Here is a 17,277-nt window from a genome sequence, read left to right as displayed (position 1 = left end):
CTTCGCGGTCAACAACTCACCCAGATACAACCCGTCCTGCCCGGTAATCCCGGTAATCAGCGCACGCGGCACGTCGATCCTCCTGTTGACCACCTGGTACTGGTCGGAAGGTTAGCGTCAGGTAAACACGGACGTTCAGCCGGGTCCCGCTCCCGCGGCCTGGGGGATGGTGGTGGTCGTCGGTGCGGATGCGGACGGTGGGAGCGCGCGGGCGATCCGCAACAGCTGGGGAATGATCGCGGTGCCGATCCGCTGGCCACCGCCGTCGGAGATGTGGACGCCGTCGTCGTCACGCAGGCGCACGCCATCGAGTTCGTCGACGTATCGGTTACCCGGCGTGAGAACGGAGCCCAGATCAATGACGGTCGTGCCGGGGTGGCGGCCGGCGGCCTGGTGCAGCAGGTCGTTGAACCGCAGGACCCGTTCGGGCCGGGTCTCCGGATAGATGCCGCCGTCCGGAGCCTCGGTGGGTTTGAAGATCGGCGCGGTGAGGAGCACCACTTTTGCGCCTTTTGCGCCAAGCGTCGTGATGGCAAGATCGAGTTCGCGGGCGAGATACGCGTCGAAGGACGGTTCCCCGACGTGCGTCCAGCGACCGTCCTGGAGCTGGTCGGTGACCTCCCAGCGGCCGACCAGCAGCATCGCGATGGCCGGGTTGACCTCGTTGATCTCACGGGCGAACCGGGCCGGCCACTGGTCGCAGCCGTCGGTCGGCGGCCCGGCCTGGCCGAGGATCCGCCGCTGCATGCCCCGGGCGACACCACAGCCCAGCATCGAGTAGTCGTGCATCTGCAGGCCCTGGGCGGCGGCCATCGTGGAGAACTGGCTGTAGTCCAGGGTGAGCGCCACCGAGTCACCGCCGAGCGCGACCTTCACCGGCGCCCCCGATCCCGCCGCCGACCGGTGGGCGACGGCCGGCACCGGGGCGCTCTGCGCCTGCCGGGCGAGCGCCTCGAGCTGCGCGGGGGTGCGCACCGACCCGGGGGTGCCGGTGGTGGCGACGAGGATCACCCCCAGCACACCCGCGAACACCGCCGGCACCATCACCCGCGGTCGGGGCAGCCGGACGCGCCCCCGTCGGATCGGGTTCTCCACCAGGTGGAACGACGCCAGCGTGATGGCCAACGTGGCCGCCAGCCGCAGCGCGAGCAGCACGACACCGGTCGCACCGGTACGGGTGGCCGTCAGCGTCAGGAACACCGGCCAGTGCCACAGGTACAGGCCGTAGGAGATCCGTCCGACGAAGGTCAGCGGGGCCAGCGACAGAAACCGCGACAGCGGCCCCTTCGGCGCCTCCACCAGCGAGGCGACCAGCACCATCACCAGCACCGCGACCCCGAGGAAACCGCCCAGGTACAGCGGCCGGCTCTCACCGCTGACCGTCATCCAGATCACCAGCAACGCCACCGCGGCGACGCAGCCGGCGCCGGAGAGCACCGAACGGGCCCGGTCGGAGATCGGCCGGGTGCGCTGCCCCCGCCACACCGCCAGGGCCGCACCGACCAGCAGCGCCTGCGAGCGGCTGTCCGTCCCGTAGTAGATGCGGGACGGATCGGTGCCGGTCAGCAGCAGTCCGGCGCCGATCAGCGCCGAGGCGGCCCCGCCCAGCACGGCCACCGACAGGGCCAGCGACTGGGCCTTCTGCCGTTGCCGACGCCAGCGGTCCACCGTGCGCGCGCTGTGGCGCATCAGCAGGAACACCACCAGCGGCCACAGGACGTAGAACTGCTCCTCGACCGAGAGCGACCAGGTGTGCAGCAGCGGCGACGGCGCGGAGAAATGATTGAAGTAGCTCTGGTCGGACAGTGCGAAGCGCCAGTTCGCGACGTAGAGCAGGGTCGAGAGCGCGTCCAGGCGCACCGTCGCGACGTCGCCGGGAGCCGCGACCCAGCGGGCGTAGGCCGCCACGCCCACGAGCAGCACCAGCAGCGCGGGCATCAGCCGGCGGGACCGCCGAATCCAGAAACTGCGCAGATCGATGCGCCGGGTGTTGCGGTACTCGGTGACCAGCAGCCCGGTGATCAGGAACCCCGACAGCACGAAGAACGTGTCGACCCCGAGCAGCCCGCCCGGCATCCACGAGATGCCCGCGTGGTAGGCGATCACCGCCATCACCGCGAAGGCGCGCAGGCCGTCCAACGCGGGCAGATGGCCCAGCGGGGCGAGCACGGGCCCGGTGGCGTCCAGGTCGTCGATCGGACGCAGGCGGGTGGTGGCCGGGGCGTCCCGGGCCCCGTCACGGTGCGAGCCGGCGCCGCGACGGACATCGGGGATGCCACGACCGGTGCGGACACCCCGGACCTCCCGTTCGGCCGGCCCGCCCTGGCCCGGGGCCGGCCCGCGGCCCACGCGGACCGGGGGCGCGGGGGACGGGCGCCGTTCGGCGGGACGGGCCTCGCGGTCGTGTTCGCGGTGCTGCGGGAGCGCGGGGACGCGGCGGTCGTCCTCGGGGCGGACCGCTCGCGCGGGGGGCCGCCCGCCACCGTCGGGCCGAGCGGGTGGCGGCGCGGGCCAGGCCGGGCCCTCGACGTCGACGCCCGGTTGGGCCGCGCCGCGACGGTGGGCACCACCGCCGCCCCGGGGTGACCCGCGGTTGCCGCGGGTCACGATCGGGGTAGTGGCGGGCTGTGCGTCCATGGATTGCTGCCCGGGCCGGCCGCCCGAGGCGAGGGGGACCGTGTCGGCGTCGTTGGTGGTCAGCCTGTCCCTCCTCGCCGTCGTCGTCGGGCGTTGGTGGTGCCTTCCTCGGGTGCGGGACCGGGCCGCGGTTCACCCGCCGGGCCACACCTCGACCACGAGAAGGCGTCCGACCGAAAAGGCTAGCTGCCGGTCGCCTGGGCCGTGCACCCGCGGTACATCCGCGGTACATCCGGGCCATTCGATGGGGACGCCCTGCTTGGCCGGGCACAGGACGTTGGTACCTTGCGGCCGTGTCCGAGACGACAGCCGGGTACCCACGTTCGGTGGAGGCGCGGTCGATGCCGCGTGGCGGCGGATGGCCCTGGCTGGCCGGATTCGGTGGGCTCGGTCACGCGCGCCACCGCGCCCCCATCCGGCGCTGGCGGACCTGGCTGGCCCTGATCTGCCTGGTGGGTCTTGGGATTCGGCTTTTTTACCTGGTCCACTGGCTGCATCCCGTTCCGGTGCAGGGCGATCCGTACTACTACCATGAGGCTGCGAATCTCTTCGCCGACGGACGGGGATGGCCCGACCCGTACGAACTACGCCTTTCTGGACATTACGTCGCGGATGCGCAGCATCCCCCGTTGACCAGCGTGCTGCTGGCGATTCCGTCACTGTTCGGATTCACCAGTTTTCTGAGCCACCAGATCTTCTCCTGCCTGCTCGGCGTCGGCGCGATCGTTCTGGTCGCGCTGGCCGGGCGTCGCGTCGCGGACCCGGCCACCGGCCTCGTGGCGGCCGGCCTCGCCGCCGTGTACCCGGGGATGTGGCTCAACGACCCACTGGTGATGTCGGAGACGACCGGCATCCTGACCTGCGCCTGGCTGATCCTGGCCGCCTGCCGCTTCCGGGACCGCCGCGGTCGCCTGGACGCCGCCGTCCTCGGGCTCGCACTCGCGGCGGTGATGCTGGCCCGGGCCGAACTGGCGTTGCTCGCCTTCGTGCTCGTCGTGCCACTGATCGGGCTGGCCCGCGGGCTCGCCTGGCGCCGCCGCCTGGGGCTGCTCGCCCTCGCCACGCTGACCAGCGTGCTGGCGGTCGTGCCATGGACGATCTACAACCTGACCCGCTTCAGTGAGCCCGAGTACCTCTCGACCGGCCTGGGCACCACCCTGGCCGTCACCCACTGCCCGGCGACCTACTACGGCGAGCATCTGGGCTGGTGGTCGTTCGACTGCGTGCTCGCGCTGCCGCCGGCCCCATCCGAACGCTCCGAACGGGACGTGTTCTACCGGCACGAGGCCATGACCTACCTGCGTGCCCACAGCGACCGACTGCCGGTGGTCGCCGCGGCCCGCCTCGGCCGGACGTGGGGGGTGTTCCACCCCTGGCAACAGGTTCGCCTCGACGCGATCGAGCTGCGCCCGATCGGTCTGAGCCAGCTCGGGATGGTCACCCTGTGGGCGGTGGAGGTCGCCGCGGCCGCCGGGGTGGTCGTGCTGGTGCGCCGCCGTCAGGCCGTGCTGCCGCTGGTCGCCGTGCCGATCGCGCTCAGTCTGGCCACCGTGATCGTCTACGGCACGACCCGGTTTCGGGCCGCCGCGGAACCGGCCCTGGTGCTGCTGGCCGCCGTCGCGATCACCGCCGCGGCCCAGGCGCTGCACCGACGCGCCCGGCCCGGCTGCGCGGTCCCGGCCTACCCCACGTCCTCCCCGTCCTCCCCGGCTCTCGATCCGGCCCCGTCAATGGCGTCCGATCGGCGCTCGGGCAAACGAACGCCCAACGCGGCCGAACTGACCGACAGCTGATCGCTGTCTTCGACCGGTTCGGGTGTCTCGGGGTCACGCACCGCTGGTACCGTGCCACCGTGCCGGCCACCGTGACCCGCAGGGCCCCTGTTGTTCTTGCGCACAGGGGTGTTCTCCTGCCCCGGGCCGATCTCGCGCCCAGGGCGATCGGTCGGTGACGGGTCGCCTGCTGCCCGGGTCGGCCGCGGCGCGGACCACGGGGCCAGGCACATCCGCGCCGCCGGTGGTGACCGAGAGCGCGGCCACGTCCGTCCGGCGTGCGCCGAGTGTGACCTTCGCCGGATTCGACGGGCTGCGCGCGATCGCGGCGCTGATGGTCGTCGTGGTGCACACCGGGTTCCCGGCCGGATTCACGACCTCCAGCCGCCTCGGTCCCTATGTCGCCCGGGCCGAGGCCGGCGTCGCGGTGTTCTTCCTCATCTCGGGGTTCCTGCTCTACCGGCCGTTCGTCGCCGCCCGGCTGGCCGGCGCGTCGCCACCGCGACCCGGCGGGTACCTGGTGCGGCGGCTGATGCGCATCCTCCCGCTGTACTGGCTGGCGCTCGCCGTCACGCTCAACGTCGTCAGCGACGAGCGGATCGGGGTGCACGGTCTGACCGGTGTGGTGCAGACCGCGCTGCTGGTGCAGGGCTACCAGGACACCTGGGCGATCCAGGGCCTCACCCAGGCCTGGACCCTCGACATCGAGGTGGCCTTCTACCTGGCCGTTCCCGTCTACGCGTGGCTGCTGGGCCGTCGGCGGCGAACCCCCGAACGGCAGGTCCGGGTGGAGCTGGCGGCGCTCGCGGGAGGCTACCTGGCCTCAAGAGTGGTGCATCTCACTGTCGTCCCGTTGCGGCATGGGTGGACCAGTGGCTGGAACGTCTGGCTGCCGGTCTGGTGGGACCTGTTCGCACTCGGTATGGCCCTCGCGGTGATCTCCGCCCGGTGCACCCAGCTCGGCCGCCAGCCACGCTGGACCGGGCTGCCAGGCTTCGGTTTCGCCTGCTGGGCGGTCGCGGCGTTCTGCTACTGGTTGGCCGTCCGACACTCGGGTCTGCCGCTGTCGCCGATCTTCACCCCGAGCCGGTCGCAGGACCTGGCCCGGCACCTGATGTACGGCCTGTTCGGCTTCTTCCTGCTGCTGCCGGCGGTGTTCGGGCCGCCCGGGCGCGGGCTGATCCCTCGCCTGCTGGCCAGCCGGGTTCCGGTCTTCCTGGGGTCGATCTCCTACGGGATCTACCTGTGGCACACCGCCGTCATCGACCTGCTGCTGGACCACACCAGCTGGCGGATCTTCCACATCCCCTACGTGCCCTTCCTCGCCACGGTGCTCGCCGGGACGATCGCGCTCGCCACTGTGACGCACTACCTGGTCGAACTGCCCTGCATCCGGCTGTCCCGGGGCTGGGCGCGCCGGGTGGATGCCCAGGTGGGCCGCTGGAGGCGACGTGCGACCCGCCCGGCGACGCCGGGCGTCCCCGCCGCCCCCACGGGCCCGCTGTCCACGCTGGACGGGCCGCTGGGCGCACCGGCCACGGCGCCGGTCACCGCGGCGGCCAGGGTCGGGGTAACGCGCGTGGGGGCGCCCCTGGACGCCCCGACCGTGCCACTGGGGACCGGTCCGCAGGCCTGGGCCGCTCGTGGCTGGGTGGCGCCCCTGCCGCCGGGCACGGCGGGGCTCGGGGAGCGCGACGGGTCCGAGGTGACGGCGCGGCTGACCCGGCCGAGGCGGCCGGATGGCACGCCGCAACCGCCCCGCCCAGGTGGGGCGGGCCGACCGCGTCCGACCGGCGGACCGGGGGTGACGAGCACCCCGGCGACGGGCGGCGAGGTGCTTCCGGTGGTGGAGCCCGGCCCGTCGGGCACCCGCGACATCGGGCGGACCTGAGCGCGCACGGCCACGATCCGGGCACGCCCGAACCCGGCCGTCGGGATCCGGGCACACAGCGTGTTCCGGGCGCCGGGGTGGGATCGGTCTTTGTCCCCCGCGATCCTCGGCACCCATAGCTACATATAGCCGCCCAGTATCTGCGAAGCGTGACCGTCGTCGCGGGTCGCACGCGTTCTGACGCGGACTCCCGTTGACCTCTGCGGACCGGCGTCCCTAGACTCGGGTCTGTGCACGAGGGTCCGTGGGTCTCAGACCGAGCGGATCCACTCGAGCGTCGTTATCGGTCCTGACAGTTTCTTCGTTTCCAGCGTTGTATCTGTCCCTCGGTCCCGGCGGTTCGATCCGGCCCTCGCGCGGACGACCACCCCAAGCCGGAGCCGACCCCTTGACGAGCACCACCGACGTACGACCCGTGGAGACCGTGACCACCCCGCACAGCACGCCCCAGGTAGCGGTCAACGACATCGGCTCGGCCGAAGACTTCCTCGCGGCCGTCGACAAGACGATCAAGTTCTTCAACGATGGCGACATCGTTGACGGCATCATCGTCAAGGTCGACCGGGACGAGGTGCTCCTTGACATCGGCTACAAGACCGAGGGCGTGATCCCGTCACGCGAGCTGTCGATCAAGCATGATGTCGACCCGCATGAGGTCGTGAGTGTTGGCGACCACGTCGAGGCCCTCGTCCTCCAGAAGGAGGACAAAGAGGGCCGCCTGATCCTGTCCAAGAAGCGTGCGCAGTACGAGCGCGCCTGGGGCACGATCGAGAAGCTCAAGGACGAGGACGGGGTCGTCACCGGCACCGTCATCGAGGTCGTCAAGGGTGGTCTCATCCTCGACATCGGCCTGCGCGGCTTCCTGCCGGCTTCTCTCGTCGAGATGCGCCGCGTCCGCGACCTGCAGCCCTACGTGGGCCGTGAGCTCGAAGCCAAGATCATCGAGCTGGACAAGAACCGCAACAACGTCGTGCTCTCACGTCGTGCCTGGCTGGAGCAGACCCAGAGCGAGGTCCGCTCCGAGTTCCTCGCCCAGCTTGCCAAGGGCCAGATCCGCAAGGGCGTCGTCAGCTCCATCGTCAACTTCGGTGCCTTCGTGGACCTGGGTGGCGTCGATGGTCTGGTGCACGTCTCGGAGCTGTCCTGGAAGCACATCGACCACCCCTCCGAGGTGGTCGAGGTCGGCCAGGAGGTCACCGTCGAGGTTCTCGACGTCGACCTCGACCGCGAGCGGGTCTCCCTGTCGCTGAAGGCGACGCAGGAGGACCCGTGGCGCCAGTTCGCCCGCACCCACGCCATCGGTCAGGTCGTGCCGGGCCGGGTCACCAAGCTGGTGCCCTTCGGCGCGTTCGTCCGCGTGGACGAGGGCATCGAGGGTCTGGTGCACATCTCCGAGCTCGCCGAGCGGCATGTGGAGATCCCCGAGCAGGTCGTCAACGTCGGTGACGAGATTCTCGTCAAGGTCATCGACATTGATCTCGACCGGCGGCGGATCAGCCTGTCGCTCAAGCAGGCGAACGAGGTGGCGGGGCTCGCCGTCGACGGCGACGCGTTCGACCCGAGCCAGTACGGCATGGAAGCCAAGTACGACGAGCAGGGCAACTACGTGTACCCCGAGGGCTTCGACCCGGAGACCGGCGAATGGCTGCCGGGCTTCGAGGAGCAGCAGACGGAATGGGAGCGGCAGTACGCCGAGGCCCAGACCCGCTTCGAGGCGCACCAGGCCCAGATCCGGGCCGCCCAGGAGGCCGACGCCGCAGCCGCGGCACCGTCCTCCTACACCTCCTCTCCGTCGTCGGATCAGGCCCCTTCGGCCATCGACGAGGAGGCGCTGCGCCGCCTGCGGGAGCAGTTCGGCCGGGGGGAGTAGTCCTACCTGGCCGCCGCTGACCCGGCGGTGACGCCGGCAGCACGGTAGAGCGACGGGCGAGGGCCCGAGGAGAACGTCTTCCTCGGGCCCTCGCCTCGTGTCCGGGGGAGCGACGCCGCTTCTGGCGGCGGCGTGGCGCCGGGACGGCTCAGCTCAGCGCACGGCGCGCCCGGCGCGGGCCTCCGCGGCGTCGACGTGGTCCGGGCGCAGCAGGATCGGCACGCCGGCGCGTACCTCGTAGCGGTGGCCGAGGCGAGGGTTGACCAGGGTGTCGTCCACCAGTTCCAGTGGCCCCTTGTCCACCGGGCAGGCCAGGATCTTCAACAGCTCGGGATCGATGCTCATCGCGGCGCGGCTTCTTCCTGTTCGTTCGGTATCCGGGTGCGCCCGCAAGCATCCCAGACCGGCGGTCGCGGCCGTCGAGGCCCATCGCCCGTCGCCACCCACCGGCCCTCGAGGCCCACTCGACCAGAGCGGGCGAATTACGATACCGATATGGTGACATAAAGGGCTCGGGGGAGTAGCGTCGAGGATGGTCCGCGGTCGGACGAACGGCCGGGACCTTCCTGATCGCACCGATCGAGAGCCAGGTTGATCGTGACTGTTCATGACTTCACCGTCGAAGCCGCCGACGGCGGATCCCGGTCGCTCGGCGAGTTCGCCGGCCAGACGCTACTGATCGTCAACGTCGCCAGCAAGTGCGGCCTGACCCCGCAGTACGAGGGGCTCGAGGCGCTCTACCGCGATCTGCACGGCCGGGGGCTCGAGGTCCTCGGCTTCCCCTGCAACCAGTTCGGTGGGCAGGAGCCGGGCACCAACGAGGAGATCCAGAGCTTCTGCTCGACGACCTTCGACGTCACCTTCCCGGTGTTCGGCAAGATCGACGTCAACGGCCCGGAGAGCGCCCCGCTCTACCAGTACCTGCGCGCGCAGGCGCCGGGTGATTTCGGACCCGAGTCCGGCTTCCTCTACGAGCACGTGAAGAAGAGCCGGCCGGAGGCCATCGGCACCGACGAGATCAAGTGGAACTTCACCAAGTTCCTCGTGGACGGCGAGGGCAACGTCGTGCGCCGCTACGAGCCGACGGTGACCCCCGAGGAGATCCGCAAGGACCTCGACGCCAGCCTCGTCTGAGCAGCCTGAGCACGGACGCCGCGCGTGCGACCGCCCCGGGGCACTCCCGGCGCGGTCGCACGCGCGGCTGGTACCGGGTGTTCAGCTGGTACTGGGGCCGAACAGCTGCAGGTAGCGCTGGGACGCCCTGGGATTGAGGTCCGGGCCGGTCAGCGAGGACTTGACGTTGCCGTCCTCGGCGGTCCGGTAGTAGGCCTCGTATGCCAGGTTCTGGGCGTTCGCGGCGAACATCTCGTACATCCGGCTGACGTAGAACGGGTTGTCCCCGCCGCCACCGGCGCTGCGAACCACGCCCCACTCGGGCACCGCGAACTTCTTGCCGTGATCCCGGGCGAACTGGATCACCGTGCACAGCCCGGACCGCAGATGACACTGCTTGTTCCAGGTCGCCTGGGTCAGCGAGGCCGGGTAGTGGTCGTAGGCGTCGATGCTGACGATGTCGACGTACTGGTCACCGGGGTAGGCCGCCCACACGTCCTCCTTGCCCACGGGCAGGGTGTCGTTGTGGGCGTTCATGTTCCAGTCGATCCGCACGGCCGGGTCGGTGGAACGGATCGCGGTCACGGTCCGGCGGAAGCAGGTCTTCCACGCCTCGACATCGCGCACATGCCAGTACATGTAGCCGCCGTTGAACTCCCAGCCCAGACGCACGTAGGCGTCGGCGCGGCCGTACGTCGTCAACGTGGTGCCGAACTGGCTCCAGTACCGGTCGTACTCGCCGCGGGCGCAGGCCGCCTCGTTGCCGTCCTGCGGGTACAGCGGTTGGGCGATCGAGAGTTCACCCGGGAACGCCTCGCGGGTGAACGCGGACGTCGGCCAGCCGGCGGAGACCAGGCCGCTCCAGCTCCGCCGGTCGGTGAACACGATGGCCAGGCCGCTCTGGCGCCCGGCGAACGTCCCCCAGGCGTTGACCTCGCTCGGATAGTTGCCGTTGGATCCCGACACCCAGCGCACCCCGGTGGTCCGCGGCCCGGGTGCGGGCGAGGACGAACACGCACCGAGCCCCGTGGCGACCAGCATGAGCACCGCGATCACCGTGAGCGCCAGGCGGCGTCGGCTCATGCCACCGATGGCTTCCGCGACCCTGCTCCCGGCGACCCACCGAAGCCACCGCCGGACGCGGCGACCTCGGGCGCGGGCGACCCCGATCCGCCACCCCCGCCGATGGTGCTGACCGCGGTGCGGGCCTGCGACCACGCTGTCACGCTCGCCGCCTCGGCCGCCCAGTCACGGCCAGCGGCCAACGCGTCGCCCAGCTCCAGATGCGTGGCCAGCGACGGCTCGGGCACCAGCATCGTTCGCCAGCGCCGCTCCGGGCGGGTCAGCGCCACCGCGTTGAGCGTGAGCCGAACACCGGTGAGGGCCGCGCGTCGGGCGGCCCGCCGGGCGGCCGTGGGCGGCTCCACCGCGGGCGGCTCGCCACCGAGATCCGCCAGCTGGAACGGCTGGTAACCCTGCAACGCCAGGCAGGTCGCCCGGTCGAAGGCGCCACCGACGAACGGGATGGCCCGCAGCAGCCGCTCGTCCGCCAGCAGGGCCCCGATCCGCACACCGAACGTGCTGGTGGTGGACGCGGCCCGGTTCCACGGCACACCGTCGAAGCGGGGTAGGCCGAACTGGTCGTTGGAGCTCTGCTCCATCGCGGGCCGCCGACGGGTGGAGGCGGCGCTGAAACGCAACGTGCTGTACAGCGTGAAGTAGTCGATGTCCGGACGGGCCTGGGCGGCCGAGACCAGGGCGGACAGGGCCTGCTCGGTGTAGAGGTAGTCGTCCTCGGCGAACCAGACGAGATCATCCTCGGCCCAGCGGCGCAGCCGAGGCATGCGCAGCACATGGCGGTAGGAGGCTCGGTTGCTGCCGCAGCTGACCGGGACGATCTCCCCGGCCTCGGCCATCAGCGACAGCCGGTCGGCCGGGATGGTTCCGTCGTTGACGAAGTGGATCGACATCGGAACCTTCACCTGCGTGGCCGCGCGCAGAAGGGACTCGAGCGCGAGCTGCTTGCTGTAGTACTCCGGCCGGTTCTTCTTGTTCTCCGAGCCAACCGATCGGTACAGGACACGCAGATTCATCGCAACCCCCCACCCGGACCTGGCCAGGCTTCATCTACTGGAACGGTCTCGGCGCCGGTCGAAATCCTACCCAGATGCTGGTTCGCCCCGGTCTGCCTGGTGGCGCCACGGGGGATCCCCCGTGGCCGCCGGTCGGCGACGAAGGCAGTTCGGGTCATGGAGCGGCATCCGTCTCGGTCGTCGTGTCGTCCGCCGCCGTGGCGGTCGTCCGTTCGGCATCGGTTTTCGTGACACCGCCGGTCGTCGTGGTGCCGCCGGTCGTCGTGGTGCTGCCGGTTGTCGTGACACTGCCGGTCGTCGTGGCACCGCTGGTGTTCGTGGCGCCGTCGGCCTGCGGTGCGGCGTCCCCGGCGGCATCCCGCGCCGCATCCCGGTCAGCTTCCCGGGCGGCGCTCGCGACCAGGAGATACCAGAAGGGAACGGTGATCCAGAAAGCGGCGATATAGCCGACTACCGCGCCGGTGGCCCCGCCGAAGTGCAGCCCGATCACGGGGTAGACCAGGAGTTGCGGGGCGAGGATGGCATTGGCGCGGAAGGTCAGTTTCGCCTTGCCAAGAGCGTAGAGCATGCACGCCGGACCCACCGTGGCCGCGGGGCCTGCCTGCTGGATGATCGACAGCGCGAGCAGGTGGTGGGTCTGGTCCCAGGTGTCGCCCAGCAGGGAGTGACCGACGCTCGCCGGCAGGAGCAGAAAAACCGTTCCCCAGATCACACCCACGGCGACGATGACGCCGGAGAGCGCGTACGCCGCCCGGATGCGGGCCGGCGCCGACATGTCCTTGCGCCGGGAGAACTCCGGGATCGCCCAGCTCACGATCCCGACCGCGAGGATCGTGGTGGGCCCGAGCAGGGTCTGCACACCGCGCAGCGCACCCACGAGGTCGATCGCCCCCAGGGTGCCCAGCAGCAGTGTCGAGGCCTGCTGCGCGCCCTGGACGGTGAGATATTCGGCGCACATGTAGCCGTTGATGTCGCGGTGCTCGACCAGCCATGACTTCACCTGCCTGGTCGCCGGGTTGAAGCCCGCCTGGTACAGACCGAGCAGAGCCGCCACCCCCGCGGCCCCGCCCCACGCCGCCAGCATCGCCCAGGACGTCGACACATCCTGGACGATCAGGGCGAAGATCGCCCCGAACTGGACGACCGCCCACACCGCGTCGTTGGCGGCGGCCGCCGCCGGCCGTCCCTCGGCGAAGAACACCTGTCGCCAGGCGTCCTGCAGCAACAGCGCCGGGAAGACGAGCCCCATCGCGACCAGAGACGCACCAACCGACCCGCCGATCGACAGCCCCGCGAACAGCGTGACGACACCGGAGAACAACCCGACGGCGAACGCCGTGCCCGTCCCGGCCGCCGCGGCGCCACGGAACACCGCGGGTGAGGCGCCCGCGAACCGGATGCCCAACGGCGACGTGCCCGCGGCCTTCGAGAAGCCGATCATCAGTGAGAAGATCGCGAACGCGATGGCGAACGCGCCGAACTCGGACGGACTGACGCTGTGGGCGATCACGAACGACATGCCGGCGTTGGTCCCGCTGGAGAGCACCTGGTCGACCAGGGTCCAGATCGCCCGGGACCGCGACGAGCCCTTGGTCGTGCGCTCCGCGCGATGCTTCGACCCGGTCTCGACGTCCACCGAGAGGTCGTCGAGACCGTAGTCGACCGGCTCGACGCGTGTGGTGCGCCGGGCGTGCGAGCCGGCCGTCGTCGCGCCCCCACGGCGCCCCTGGTCACGCTGGCCGTGACCGTCACCCTCAGCGGGGTTCGCGGAGCGTTCGGGCCGGGTGAGCGAGCCCAGGAAGAACTCCCCGGTCAACGTGCCGGACATCGGGATGAGCCCCTCGGCGGACGGCGCGTGCCGCACCCGGAAACTGTCGGCACCCGGCACCCGTCGGCCGTGCAGGCCACGCAGGCTCTGCGTCCTCTCCGGGTCGTAGGTCTCCACCCGCCGGACAGGTTCGACCACGACCGGGCGCTGCTGGGCCTGCGTGGGCATCCGGCGATCCGTGCCCGCCCGCGGTCCCGGTCCGTCCGTGCCCGTGCCCGCCCGTGTCCCAGTGCCGCCGGCGGTACCAGCCCCCGTGCCGGTGTCGCCACGTGCGCCGTCAGCCCGCTGCTCGCCGGGAGAACTCCCCGGCGGGTGGACGCGACCCGCCGGCTCGCCCGTCCGCCCGCCCGGTATCCGCGGGCCCGAGAACGTGGACTCCGGTCCGCGTTCGGGTTCGCGTGGGTACGAGGGCTCCCGCCCGCGGCCATGCTCCCGGGTGGGTTCGTGACCGAACTGCCGGCCGTGGCCGTGGCCGTAGCCGTGCCCAGGCTGATGATCAATGGTGTCGCCGGTGGGGCGCCGGGCCGCGGCATCCGTCGCGTCCGCGGGAGCCGCTCGATCCATGCCGCGGCGGCGTTCACGTTCGGCCCGCCGGACCTCGGCGATGTCCGGCATCCCGAGTTTGCGTCGCAGCTGCGCGAGTTCCGCGGTCGTGGCGAGGAGCGGATCGGCGGACGGGGGCGGATCTCCACCGCTGGCCGGCTCGGCGCCGACGCCAGCGGGCGAACCGGCTGGCGGGTCGGGACGACTGTCATCGGCGGGGAATCCGGGACCGGACTCATCCATCCACCGACGACCATCCTCTCCGCGCCTGAGTGTGTGGGTGGGCTCGTCCGCCGCGCCTGGCGTCAAGGACTTCCGATGGCGCCGCCCGCTGGTGGCGCTCTGCCTGCATCGGTGCCGACCACTTTCCGTGTTGACCGCTGTCCGTGCTGATCGGTGGTGACGCAGGCGCACAGTCGCGCATGGCCGAACTCGACAGCCACCACGGAGATGGTAGCCCGATACGCCCCGACCATCCGGGCAGGGCTGTTCTGCCATGGTGCGATCGGCTACGGGAACGAACGATGTGGTGACGGTGGATATCCGCTCGCCCGGATTCGCGGCGCGCTCAGGGGTGTTGGCGACGCAGTGTGACAGCGGCCAGGCCAAGCGCGGCGAGCGTGCAGCAGATCACGATGCCGAGGTCCAGCGCGAGTCGGCCGTCCACGGCACGGGAACGACTCAGCTGCGCCATGGAGTCGACGACATAGGTCATCGGCATCAGCGCGCTCAGTGTGTCGAGGGCGGGCAGCATGGTGTGCCGAGGCACCAGCACTCCGCACAGCATGAACTGGGGGATGAGCACGGCGGGGATGAACTGGACGGCCTCGAACTCGGTGCGGGCGAACGCGCTCATCCAGAGCCCGAGGGACGTGCCCAGAAACGAACTCAGGATCGCCGCCACGAACAGCATCGACGCCGATCCGCGAACGTCAAGGCCCAGCGGGCCGACGGTGAGCGCGGTGGCGAGCGCGGCCTGGGTCGCGGCTGGGACGGCGAACGCCAACCCGTAGCCGACCAGCAGGTCGCTGCGACCGACCGGGGTCGTCATCAGGCGCTCGAGCGTGCCGGACGTGCGCTCACGCAACATCGCCACCGACGTGACGAAGAACATCGTCATCAGCGGAAAGATGCCCAGCAGCGCCGGTCCGACCCGCCCGAACGTGGCGGGCGAGTGGTGGAAGAGCAGGCGCAGCGTGAGCAGCAGCACCGGTGGCAGCAGCAGAACGAGCGCCAGGGTGCGCCGGTCTCGCCCGAGCTGTCGCAGGACGCGTCCCGCCGTGGCGCCGGTGCGTCGGGCATCCACCGGGCGGCGAGCGGGGCACGGTGCGACGCCGGACGGATGTGGACCCGCGGTGGGCGTCGGGACCGCGGCACCCGGGACGCCGTCCGAGGGCGCCGCCGTGGTCGGGACGGTCATGCTCGGGACGGTCGTGGTCGGGACGGTCGTGGTCGGGACCGTCGTGGTCGGGACCGTCGGGGATGCCTGGCCGGCCGATGCGGCGGAGCGTTCCAGCAGGCGGACGAATCCCTCCTCGAGATCGTTGCAGTCCGTCGTGGCGAGCAGCTCCGAGGGAGTTCCCTGGGCGAGGAGCCGACCGGAGTAGATCAGAAGGAGGTGGTCGCATCGGGCGGCCTCGTCCATCACGTGTGAACTGACGAAGATCGTCATGCCGTCGCGGGCCAGCTCCCGCAGATCGGACCACAGACGTCGGCGCAGCAGGGGATCGGCTCCGACCGTGGGCTCGTCCAGCACGAGCACATCCGTGCCGCCGATCATCGCCGCGGCCAGGGACACCCGGGAGCGCTGGCCACCGGAAAGCTGGTTCACCAGGAGGTTCGCCTGCTCGGTGAGACCGACCTGGGTCAGCAGCGCGTTGAGATAACCCGGGGACCAGGCCGGATCACCGGGAATGCCAGCCCGCATTATCTCGGTGAAGTACCGCAGGTTCTCCAGGACGGTCAGATCGCCGTACACCGAAGCGGACTGGGTGGCATAACCCACACGGCGGCGCAGGCACGCGTCGCCGGAGGTGTATCCCAGGACCCGCAGATCGCCCGACACCGCGGACTGCACGCCGACAATCGCTCGTAGCAGTGTGGTCTTACCCGAGCCGCTCGGCCCGATCACGCCGACAACACGGCCGCTCGGTATCGTGAACGACATGCCGTGGATGACCTCGTGGCCGCCGCGGCCCCGCCGCCGAGCGCCGCGGCGAATCCGAACATCGATGGCCTGCAGCGCGGGAACGTCGGTGACCATGCCGATGCCGGCATTCGCCCCGCCCCCGCCGGGTGACAGGTTGACGTCGGTGTGCATCGAGGGCATCCTCCGTCAATGTCGCCGGATATTCCTGGGCAGGTCTGATGTGCCGGGTGCCGACATCGGGCCGGCCGGGTGTGCGAGAGCCTCGCCATCCGAGCGTTTCGGATGGGAATCCGGGTGCGGCAGGAAATGGTGTACCTGACTGTTCCCGATAATTCCGCTGACGGTCGTGAGGTGTTTGCCCGGTCGGGTGCGCACGCCGGCCGACGCTGGCGCGGTTTCGAGTCTAGGCGCGCACGGTTGGTTGGCAAGTCCTGGGTGGGATTCTCCTGGTGTCCGAAATTTCCCGCTGTTGTGGTCGTGGGGGCCTGTTTTCGCCGATCCGTTCGGGTGAGGTAGAAGTGGTTGGTCGGGAGCCTGCGGCCTCGTCGGCGCAGCGGAATGAGACGGACACGGCCTGCGATGTCGCCGGCGCGCCACCGTGGCTCGTGCCCTGCGCCGCCGATCCGGGCGAAGGTGCTCGCCGACGGCCCTGTTGTCTCGTCAGGAGGTCCGATGTCGGAGTTCGCCGGGTTCCCCACCGAAGCGATGATCTTCTACGAGGGGCTGGAAGCGGATAACAGCAGGACATACTGGTCTGATCATCGTGATACGTACGAGAAGGCCGTGCGGGGGCCGATGCTCGCGCTGCTGGCCGAGCTTGAGCCGGAGTTCGGGGAGCCGCACGTGTTCCGGCCGCATCGCGATGTCCGTTTCGCGAAGGACAAGTCGCCGTACAAGACGGCGATGGGGGCGTACATCACCGGTGGCGGCTACGTGCAGGTCTCGGCCCGGGGGCTGATGGTTGGCTCCGGCTACTGGCAGACCGCGTCGGACCAGGTGCAACGCCTGCGGGTGGCCGTCGCGGACGAGGTGAGTGGTCCGAAGCTCGTGGCGGTGGTCGCCGCGTTGCGTGCCGGCGGCTATGAGGTTTCCGGTGACCAGCTCAGGACCCGGCCCCGCGGGTTCGATGCCGACCATCCGCGGATCGCGCTGTTGCGCCACCGCACGCTGACGGTGTCCCGGGATTTCGGTGAACCGTCATGGCTGGCGGAGCCGGAGTGCGCGGTGCGGGTCGCGGCCGCCTGGCGGGAGATGCGGGTCCTGCGGGAATGGCTCGACCGACATGTCGGGCCCAGCCGGCTGCCGCGGCGCTGAGCGATGGCCCGCCCGGCCTGGCCACCGAGACCGGGCCGGGCCGGGCGGGATGACGCGTCGTGACCAC

At 70.8% G+C, this 17,277-nt stretch carries 11 protein-coding genes; 5 read left to right on the top strand and 6 right to left on the bottom strand.

Going from position 1 to position 17,277, the window contains the following annotated elements; translation table 11 throughout:
- Positions 1-135: 135 nt before the first annotated feature.
- Positions 136-2,637 carry an acyltransferase family protein gene (locus tag MXD61_RS07870; RefSeq protein WP_248812177.1) on the bottom strand — a complete coding sequence of 834 codons (2,502 nt, stop codon included), beginning with the start codon at positions 2,635-2,637 and terminating at the stop codon, positions 136-138.
- Between the two features lie 293 nt (positions 2,638-2,930).
- Here MXD61_RS07870 and MXD61_RS07865 point away from each other — a divergent pair, with 293 nt between their 5' ends.
- The 3 genes from MXD61_RS07865 (at position 2,931) to rpsA (ending at position 8,170) form a co-directional block, all read left to right on the top strand.
- Complete coding sequence (locus tag MXD61_RS07865; RefSeq protein ID WP_248812176.1) at positions 2,931-4,430, top strand: glycosyltransferase family 39 protein; 1,500 nt, start codon at positions 2,931-2,933, stop codon at positions 4,428-4,430.
- A gap of 154 nt (positions 4,431-4,584) precedes the next feature.
- The gene (locus MXD61_RS07860) at positions 4,585-6,300 is read left to right on the top strand and encodes an acyltransferase (RefSeq protein WP_248812175.1); all 1,716 of its coding nucleotides are present in this window, start codon (positions 4,585-4,587) and stop codon (positions 6,298-6,300) included.
- Positions 6,301-6,688: 388 nt separating this feature from the next.
- A complete protein-coding gene (gene rpsA / locus MXD61_RS07855) occupies positions 6,689-8,170 on the top strand; it encodes a 30S ribosomal protein S1 (RefSeq protein WP_251079590.1) in 1,482 nt (493 codons plus the stop codon).
- Positions 8,171-8,323: 153 nt separating this feature from the next.
- Here rpsA and MXD61_RS07850 read toward each other — a convergent pair whose 3' ends face one another.
- The gene (locus MXD61_RS07850; protein WP_163548205.1) at positions 8,324-8,515 is read right to left on the bottom strand and encodes a Trm112 family protein; all 192 of its coding nucleotides are present in this window, start codon (positions 8,513-8,515) and stop codon (positions 8,324-8,326) included.
- 252 nt (positions 8,516-8,767) lie between these two features.
- Here MXD61_RS07850 and MXD61_RS07845 point away from each other — a divergent pair, with 252 nt between their 5' ends.
- Positions 8,768-9,304, top strand: coding sequence for a glutathione peroxidase (locus MXD61_RS07845; protein WP_248812174.1), 537 nt, complete (start codon positions 8,768-8,770; stop codon positions 9,302-9,304).
- 81 nt (positions 9,305-9,385) lie between these two features.
- Here MXD61_RS07845 and MXD61_RS07840 read toward each other — a convergent pair whose 3' ends face one another.
- The 4 genes from MXD61_RS07840 to MXD61_RS07825 form a co-directional block, all read right to left on the bottom strand.
- Positions 9,386-10,366 carry a glycoside hydrolase family 26 protein gene (locus tag MXD61_RS07840; protein WP_248812173.1) on the bottom strand — a complete coding sequence of 327 codons (981 nt, stop codon included), beginning with the start codon at positions 10,364-10,366 and terminating at the stop codon, positions 9,386-9,388.
- Positions 10,363-11,376: a hypothetical protein gene (locus MXD61_RS07835; RefSeq protein ID WP_248812172.1), complete on the bottom strand. Its 1,014-nt coding sequence runs from the start codon at positions 11,374-11,376 to the stop codon at positions 10,363-10,365. The genes MXD61_RS07840 and MXD61_RS07835 overlap by 4 nt, the downstream gene beginning before the upstream one ends.
- Positions 11,377-11,530: 154 nt before the next feature.
- Positions 11,531-13,990 (bottom strand): hypothetical protein, encoded by a 2,460-nt coding sequence (locus tag MXD61_RS07830; protein ID WP_248812171.1) that lies wholly within the window; start codon positions 13,988-13,990, stop codon positions 11,531-11,533.
- A 325-nt stretch (positions 13,991-14,315) separates the two neighbouring features.
- The gene (locus MXD61_RS07825; RefSeq protein WP_248812170.1) at positions 14,316-16,067 is read right to left on the bottom strand and encodes an ABC transporter ATP-binding protein/permease; all 1,752 of its coding nucleotides are present in this window, start codon (positions 16,065-16,067) and stop codon (positions 14,316-14,318) included.
- A gap of 501 nt (positions 16,068-16,568) precedes the next feature.
- On the opposite strand from MXD61_RS07825, the gene MXD61_RS07820 reads away from it, so the two are divergent.
- The gene (locus tag MXD61_RS07820) at positions 16,569-17,210 is read left to right on the top strand and encodes a DUF2461 domain-containing protein (protein WP_248812169.1); all 642 of its coding nucleotides are present in this window, start codon (positions 16,569-16,571) and stop codon (positions 17,208-17,210) included.
- Positions 17,211-17,277 lie beyond the last annotated feature (67 nt).

Source organism: Frankia sp. AgPm24, from assembly GCF_023243055.1.
Taxonomy (GTDB): Bacteria; Actinomycetota; Actinomycetes; order Frankiales; family Frankiaceae; genus Frankia; species Frankia umida.
The sequence above is the reverse complement of the archived record's forward strand: the minus strand, read 5'-3'. Positions and strand labels throughout refer to the sequence as shown.

Coding starts and splice junctions, on each gene's coding strand:
- MXD61_RS07870 (WP_248812177.1), bottom strand. CDS start 2,637: ATGGACGCACAGCCCGCCACTACCCCGATCGTGACCCGCGGCAACCGC.
- MXD61_RS07835 (WP_248812172.1), bottom strand. CDS start 11,376: ATGAATCTGCGTGTCCTGTACCGATCGGTTGGCTCGGAGAACAAGAAG.
- MXD61_RS07830 (WP_248812171.1), bottom strand. CDS start 13,990: ATGGATGAGTCCGGTCCCGGATTCCCCGCCGATGACAGTCGTCCCGAC.
- MXD61_RS07850 (WP_163548205.1), bottom strand. CDS start 8,515: ATGAGCATCGATCCCGAGCTGTTGAAGATCCTGGCCTGCCCGGTGGAC.
- MXD61_RS07840 (WP_248812173.1), bottom strand. CDS start 10,366: ATGAGCCGACGCCGCCTGGCGCTCACGGTGATCGCGGTGCTCATGCTG.
- MXD61_RS07825 (WP_248812170.1), bottom strand. CDS start 16,067: ATGCACACCGACGTCAACCTGTCACCCGGCGGGGGCGGGGCGAATGCC.
- MXD61_RS07820 (WP_248812169.1), top strand. CDS start 16,569: ATGTCGGAGTTCGCCGGGTTCCCCACCGAAGCGATGATCTTCTACGAG.